This is a genomic window from Aquabacterium sp. (genome assembly GCF_041915145.1).
In the GTDB taxonomy this organism is placed as follows: domain Bacteria; phylum Pseudomonadota; class Gammaproteobacteria; order Burkholderiales; family Burkholderiaceae_C; genus Aquabacterium.
In genome coordinates this window covers 26,426-33,566 of record NZ_JAYSBZ010000035.1, presented here as the reverse complement: position 1 = coordinate 33,566, position 7,141 = coordinate 26,426, and the positions used below count along the sequence as shown (strand labels likewise).

The window sequence follows — 7,141 nt, the reverse complement described above, 5'->3', positions numbered from 1 at the left end:
GCTGCACGCGCGCTACTTTGTCTCGACGGACAACGCCTACGTGGCCGGCAATGTGGTGCAGGTGACCCCGCAAGTGGCGGGCACGGTGCTGGCCATTCGCGTGGAGGACACCGACTTCGTGAAGGCTGGCGACCCGCTGGTCAAGCTCGACCCGGCCGACGCGCAAGTGGCGCTGGATCAGGCACAGGCTCAACTCGGGCAGACGGTGCGCGAGGTGCGTACGCTGTTTGCCAACGACGCCACCTACCAGGCCAACGTCAAGCTGCGCGAGGCCGAGTTGAGCCGCGTGCAGGCCGACGTGAACAAGGCGCAAGAAGACTTGGCGCGCCGCCAAGGGCTGACGGCCAAGGGCGCCGTGTCGAAAGAAGAACTCGAACACGCGCAGACCGCGCTGGCCACGGCCAAGAGCGCGCAAGCTTCGGCTGACGCGGCCCTGGCTGCGGCGCGCGAGCAGCAGGCATCGAACCGCGCGCTCATCGACGGCACCAGCGTCGAGCAACACCCGAATGTGCAACGTGCGGCGGCGCGGGTGCGCGAGGCCTATCTGGCGCTCAAGCGCGCCGATCTGCCGGCTCCGGTGAGCGGCTACGTGGCCAAGCGCAGCGTGCAGGTCGGGCAGCGCGTGCCGGCCGGGTCGCCCTTGATGTCGATCGTGCCGCTCGATCAGGTCTGGGTCGATGCCAACTACAAGGAAGTGCAACTGGCCGACATGCGTATTGGTCAACCGGTCAAGGTGCGCGCCGATCTGTACGGCAGCAAGGTCGAGTACGACGGCCACATCGTCGGCCTGGGCGCTGGCACGGGCGCGGCCTTTGCCTTGTTGCCCGCGCAGAACGCCACCGGCAACTGGATCAAGGTGGTGCAACGCGTGCCGGTGCGTGTGGCGCTGGACGCCAAGCAGTTGCAGGCGCATCCGCTGCGCATCGGCTTGTCGCTCGACGTGACGGTGGATGTGCACGATCAGTCCGGCGTGGCGCTGGCCGATGCCCCCCGCGCCAGCATGGCCAGCGTGACCGACGTGTTCAACGGCAAGGACGCTCAGGCCGAGTCGCTCATCAAGCAGATCATCGCCCGCAACCTGGGTGCTCGTTTGCCGGCGGCTTCCGCAGCCGCTGCGGCGGGCGCCGTCCGTCACTGAGCTTCACCGATCGTCTCAACGAAGGCTCCACATGGCTGCCCCGTCCTCATCGGCTGTTGCCCACCCGCCGCTCACCGGCGCTCAACTGGTGCTGGGCACCATCGCCTTGTCGAGTGCCACCTTCATGAACGTGCTCGACACCTCGATCGCCAACGTGTCGATCCCGGCCATCTCGGGCGACCTGGGTGTGAGCCCGACGCAAGGCACCTGGGTCATCACCAGCTTCGCGGTGGCCAACGCCATCTCGGTGCCGCTCACGGGCTGGCTGGCGCAGCGCTTTGGCACCGTCAAGCTGTTCATGAGCAGCGTGCTGCTATTCGTGCTGTTTTCGTGGCTGTGCGGTCTGGCGCCGAGCATCGAGGGGCTGATCTTCTTCCGCGTGATGCAGGGGGCGGTGGCCGGGCCGATGATCCCGCTGTCGCAGACCTTGCTGCTGTCGAGCTACCCGCGTCACAAGGCGGGCATGGCGCTGGCGATGTGGTCGATCACCACGCTGGTGGCGCCGGTGGTGGGGCCGCTGCTGGGTGGTTGGATCACCGACAACATCAGCTGGCCGTGGATCTTCTACATCAACGTGCCGGTGGGCTTGGTGGCGGCTGGTGCCACGTGGTCGCTCTATCGGCACCGCGACAACCCCGGCCGCAACCTGCGCATGGACAAGGTCGGCCTGGCGCTGCTGGTGCTGTGGGTGGGGGCGTTGCAGATCGCGCTCGACAAGGGCAAGGAGCTGGACTGGTTCAACTCGTCCACCATCGTCGCGCTGTTCGCGGTGGCGGCCATGGGCTTTGCGTTCTTCATCGCCTGGGAACTGACCGAGCAGAACCCGATCGTTGACCTGAGCCTGTTCAAGCGGCGCAATTACTGGGCCAGTACGCTGACGATCTCGCTGGCCTACGGCGTGTTCTTCGGCAACGTGGTGCTGCTGCCGCTGTGGCTGCAGCAATACCAGGGCTACACGGCCACGGCGGCCGGCATGGCGCTGGCGCCGGTGGGCATCTTCGCCATCCTGCTTTCGCCCTTCGTGGGCAGCCGCATGGGCAAGGCCGACGCGCGCTGGTTCGCCACCATCGCGCTCGCCGTCTTCGGCATCGTGCTGTTCATGCGCTCGCGCTTCAACACCGATGCCGACCAGATCACCATCATCATCCCGACCCTGGTGCAGGGCGTGGCGATGGCGTTCTTTTTCATTCCGCTCATCACCATCGCCTTGCACGGGTTGCCGCCCGAGCGCATTCCGGCTGCGTCCAGCCTGAACAATTTCATGCGGATCACGGCGGGGGCATTCGGTACGTCGATCTTCTCGACGCTGTGGGACGACCGCGGCGCCATGCACCACTCGCGTCTGACCGAGCATCTCAGTCAGGCCGACGGCACCTTCCAGCAGACCATGCTCGGCTTGCAGCAAGCCGGTCTGACGCCGACGCAGTCCGCGGCCATGCTCAACCGGGTTGTCGATCAACAAGCGGCCATGCTCAGCGCGGACGACTTGTTTCTGGCTTCGTCCGTGCTGTTCATCGTGCTGATCGGCCTGGTTTGGCTGGCCGGGCCCGTGAAAGGCAGCGGGGGCGACGGCGGCGAGGCGGCGGGCGCACATTGATCACGCGCGGCCCTGGGTTTTCGGTCGCCGATCCAGGGTTCGCCCGGATAATCGCGTCATGAACCAAGACGAACTCAAGGCGCTGGTCGGGCGCGCCGCCATCGAATACGTCACGCCCGGCTCCATCGTCGGGGTGGGCACCGGCTCCACCGCCAACTGCTTCATCGACGAGCTGGCCAAGATCAAAGACCGCATCGCCGGCGCCGTGTCCAGCTCGGCCAAGAGCACCGAGCGTCTGCGGGCGCACGGCATCACGGTGCTCGACTCCGCCAGCGTCGAGCGCTTGCCGATCTACGTGGACGGCGCCGACGAGATCGATCACCGGGGCCACATGATCAAGGGCGGCGGCGCCGCGCTGACGCGCGAAAAAATCGTGGCCGACCTGGCAGACCGCTTTATCTGCATCGCCGACGAGTCCAAGCTGGTCGATGTGCTGGGCAAGTTCCCGCTGCCGGTCGAGATCATCCCGATGGCCGCCGCGCAGTTGATTCGCCGCTTTGCCGCGATGGGTGGCACCGCCCGCTTGCGCGAAGGCGTGGTCACCGATAACGGGCAGGCAATTCTCGATGTGACGGGCCTGAGCATCACCGACCCGCTGGCGAGCGAGGCCGAGATCAATCAATGGCCGGGCGTGGTGACGGTGGGCATCTTCGCTCGCCACAAGGCACAGGTGTGCTTGCTGGGCACCTCGGCTGGCGTCAAGACCCTGACGTTTTAAGACGCGAGCGGGCGCCGGCAGGCTCAGCTGTCCTGGGGCACGGTGTCCGAGAAGTTCAACACCTCAAACCGCACGCAAGCGGCGGTGGGGTCGGTGGGCGGTGCCCCCAGGCTGATCACGCCGCTGCCATGCAGCGTGCAGGTGCCGCGCCGCAGGGCCACCACCTGCTCTTCGTTGCCGAAGCGCACAAAGGTGCCGTTGTAGCTGAGGTCGGTCAGCTGAAAGTGGCCGCCGTGGCTTTCGATGCGGGCGTGCGAGCGCGACACGCGGGTGTCGTCCAGGCAATAGGCCGCCTGCGGGCTGCGGCCGATCACGATCGGGGCGCAAGCGGCGGGGTGGATGCGGCAATCTTCGGGGCTGGTGATGCGCAAGCCGTCGGGCAGGTCGCTGGCCTGCGCTTCTTGAAACTGGGTCGAAACGGTGTCGCCAAACTTGCGGCTTTCCATCCGGTAGACCTGCACCGGCTCGCTGCGGCCGCGCAGATGCAGGCGGTCGAGGCTGCGAAAGCGCTCGCGCTGGTCTGAGGGCAGCACGTCCACCAGGCTGGCGGTCGCCAGGGTTTCGTTGTCGCCGGCCAAGTCGAGCAGGCGAGCCGCCACGTTCACGGCATCGCCAAAACAGTCGCCGTCCACCTCGATCAATTCGCCGCGCGCAATGGCGACCTTGAGCTTCAGCGCCGTGCCGTTGCCGTTGGCGTCGCCGGGTACCTCGATGATGCGCTCCAGCGAATCGTGCATCTCGTCGGCGGCGTAGATCGCGTGCTCCGGGTCGGCAAACTCGGCCATCAGGCCGTCGCCCAGGCTCTTGACGACTCGCCCGCCGTCGTGAGCCACGATCTGCCCCAGCATGGCCAGGCTCTGCGTGACGACCGAGGCCGCTTGCGCGTTGCCCAGGCGCAAGTACAGCGACGTGCTGCCGCGCAGATCGACAAACAAGATGGTGCGTTCGACGGGTGTGCTCATTCCGGTGCTCCTGCCCAGCATCATCGGCATATCGGCCGTCGGGCATCCGTGGAAAAGCACACAAAAAAGCCCGGCACTTGGCCGGGCTCGTGACAAATCACCGTAAAAAAAGTACCGAGCGGCTGCTCGGCAACCGTGCTTACAGATTGTCCAGATAGGTGCGCAGCTTGTCGGAGCGCGACGGGTGCTTGAGCTTGCGGATCGCCTTGGCTTCGATCTGACGGATGCGCTCGCGGGTCACGTCGAACTGCTTACCGACTTCTTCCAGCGTGTGATCGGTGCTCATTTCGATACCGAAGCGCATGCGCAGCACCTTGGCTTCGCGCGGGGTCAGCGAGTCGAGGATGTCCTTCACCACGTCGCGCAGACCAGCCTGCATGGCGGCCTCGATCGGCGCGGTGTTGTTGGTGTCCTCGATGAAGTCGCCCAGATGGCTGTCGTCGTCGTCCCCGATGGGGGTTTCCATCGAGATCGGCTCCTTGGCGATCTTCATGATCTTGCGGATCTTGTCTTCCGGCATCTCCATCTTCTCGGCCAGCGTTGGGGCGTCCGGCTCGAAGCCGAATTCCTGCAAGTGCTGGCGCGACAGACGGTTCATCTTGTTGATCGTTTCGATCATGTGAACCGGAATCCGGATGGTGCGGGCCTGGTCGGCGATCGAGCGCGTGATGGCCTGACGGATCCACCACGTGGCGTAGGTCGAGAACTTGTAGCCACGGCGGTATTCGAACTTGTCGACCGCCTTCATCAGGCCGATGTTGCCTTCTTGAATCAAGTCGAGGAACTGCAATCCGCGGTTGGTGTACTTCTTGGCAATCGAGATCACGAGACGCAGGTTGGCCTCGATCATTTCGCGCTTGGCGTCGCGCGAAGCCTTCTCGCCCTCGTTCATGCGCTTGTTGATTTCCTTGAGGTCATCAATGGGCACCACGGCACGGGCTTGCAGATCGATCAGCTTCTGCTGCAGTTCCTGAATTGCCGGCAAGTTGCGGCCCATCACGGCGGCGTAGGGCTTGCCTGCGGCGATCTCTTTCTCGGCCCACTTCAGGTTCAGCGAGTTGGGCGGGAAGGTCTTGATGAAGTGCTCTTGCGGCATGCCGCACTTGTCGACCACGATCTTGCGCAGCTCGCGCTCGTAGCGGCGCACGTCGTCCACCTGCGAGCGCAGCACGTCGCACAGGCGTTCGATGGTCTTGACCGTGAAGCGGATGCTCATGATCACTTCGGACACCGCTGTCTGCGCCTTGTTGTAGGCCGGCGACTTGTAGCCTTCCTTCTCGTAGGCGCGGCGCATCTTCTCGAAGTTGGTGCGCAGCTGCTCGAATTTCTCGAGCGCGTGGTTCTTCAGCTCTTCGAGCTTCTTGGTCAGGGCCTTCGAGCCGCCGTTGCCGTCGTCGTCATCGTCTTCATCAAAGAAGTCGACGTCTTCCTCGGCCACGTAGTCGTCGGCTTCGTCTTCAGAGACAAAGCCGTCCACCACTTCAGAAATGGTCATTTCACCGGCGCCGATCTTGTCGGACAAGGCCAGGATTTCAGCGATGGTGGTGGGCGACGCCGAAATGGCCAGCATCATGGCTTGCAGACCGCCTTCGATGCGCTTGGCGATTTCGATTTCGCCTTCGCGGGTCAGCAGCTCGACGGTGCCCATTTCGCGCATGTACATGCGGACCGGGTCGGTCGTGCGGCCGAATTCGGAGTCGACGGTGGACAGCGCGGCTTCGGCTTCTTCTTCGGCTTCTTCCTCGGTCGCGGTGGACGTGCCGGAGTTGGTCAGCAGCAGCGTGGCCGCGTCAGGCGCCTGCTCGTAGACCGCCACACCCATGTCGTTCAACATGGACACGATGGCTTCGAGAATCTCGTTCTCGACCAGCTTTTCGGGCAAGTGGTCGTTGATTTCCTGGTGCGTCAGATAACCACGCGTCTTGCCCATCTTGATGAGGGTCTTCAGCTCCTGGCGACGCTTGTTGACTTCTTCTTCGGTGAGGGCGTTTTCGTCCAGGCCGAATTCGCGCATCAGCGCGCGCTCCTTGGCGCGCGACACCTTCATGCGCAGCGGCTTGGCCTTCGGCTTGTCTTCGCCGCTGTCTTCAGGAGCGGCTTCGGCATCGCCCTCGATGTCGGATTCGACGTCAGAGAAGTCCTCTTCCGTGAACTCTTCCTTCTTTTTGCTCGCAGCGGCGGTTTTGCCGGCTGCGGCGGTTTCGGCCTTTGGCTTGCGACCGCGCTTCTTGGGCTCCTCGGCCTCGACCTTGTCGGTCTTGGTTGCCTTGACGGCCTTGGCCTTGGCGCCTTTCAATTCTTCAGCCTCGGCGGCTGGGGTGGCTTTAGTTGTTTTGGCGGTCTTGGCCGGGGCGCTTTTCTTCGCGGTCATGCAATTCCTCGAAAGAGAGAGGGCTCTGGGATCAGCGTGCTGACATACCAGGTGCGGTGACGACAGGGATGACAGGTGTCAGGACGAATGTGGTGGCAATGCAGGCGCGATCAAGTGCGACCGTGCGGCTCGGGCGCGGCAGTGCGAGGCGGACACGTCCCCGAAAGCTCATGGTTTTGGGGTGCGACAACCAGGTCTGCGCGGCTCGTGCTGCGACTCGAGAGCTAAAACGGCGAATGCGAGCAGAGCCCCAGGCGGGCAACGACGCGAGACCAGAACCAGGGAGGACAAAGTGCGCTCGGTTGCATTCGTTGCGGCGGGCTGCCGGCTGAGATGCGGTGGGCGTCACGGAATT

At 64.4% G+C, this 7,141-nt stretch carries 5 protein-coding genes; 3 read left to right on the top strand and 2 right to left on the bottom strand.

All coding sequences use genetic code 11. The features are described from left to right. The 3 genes from ACE3SS_RS08490 to rpiA all read left to right on the top strand — a co-directional run. Positions 1-1,138: HlyD family efflux transporter periplasmic adaptor subunit (locus tag ACE3SS_RS08490; RefSeq protein ID WP_374592879.1), on the top strand; the 1,138-nt coding region annotated here is incomplete at its 5' end. Positions 1,139-1,169: 31 nt separating this feature from the next. After that, entirely contained in the window at positions 1,170-2,735 is a 1,566-nt protein-coding gene (locus ACE3SS_RS08485; protein ID WP_374592877.1) for a DHA2 family efflux MFS transporter permease subunit, read from the top strand. A 58-nt stretch (positions 2,736-2,793) separates the two neighbouring features. Further along, positions 2,794-3,453, top strand: coding sequence for a ribose-5-phosphate isomerase RpiA (gene rpiA / locus ACE3SS_RS08480; protein ID WP_374592875.1), 660 nt, complete (start codon positions 2,794-2,796; stop codon positions 3,451-3,453). 23 nt (positions 3,454-3,476) lie between these two features. Here rpiA and ACE3SS_RS08475 read toward each other — a convergent pair whose 3' ends face one another. Continuing rightward, the gene (locus tag ACE3SS_RS08475) at positions 3,477-4,415 is read right to left on the bottom strand and encodes an FHA domain-containing protein (protein WP_374592873.1); all 939 of its coding nucleotides are present in this window, start codon (positions 4,413-4,415) and stop codon (positions 3,477-3,479) included. A 139-nt stretch (positions 4,416-4,554) separates the two neighbouring features. Next, the gene (rpoD, locus tag ACE3SS_RS08470) at positions 4,555-6,786 is read right to left on the bottom strand and encodes an RNA polymerase sigma factor RpoD (RefSeq protein ID WP_374592872.1); all 2,232 of its coding nucleotides are present in this window, start codon (positions 6,784-6,786) and stop codon (positions 4,555-4,557) included. Positions 6,787-7,141: the final 355 nt, after the last annotated feature.

What these genes read in the sequence shown, in the direction of transcription:
- ACE3SS_RS08485 (WP_374592877.1), top strand. Translation starts at nt 1,170, where the DNA reads ATGGCTGCCCCGTCCTCATCGGCTGTTGCCCACCCGCCGCTCACCGGC.
- rpiA (WP_374592875.1), top strand. Translation starts at nt 2,794, where the DNA reads ATGAACCAAGACGAACTCAAGGCGCTGGTCGGGCGCGCCGCCATCGAA.
- ACE3SS_RS08475 (WP_374592873.1), bottom strand. Translation starts at nt 4,415, where the DNA reads ATGAGCACACCCGTCGAACGCACCATCTTGTTTGTCGATCTGCGCGGC.
- rpoD (WP_374592872.1), bottom strand. Translation starts at nt 6,786, where the DNA reads ATGACCGCGAAGAAAAGCGCCCCGGCCAAGACCGCCAAAACAACTAAA.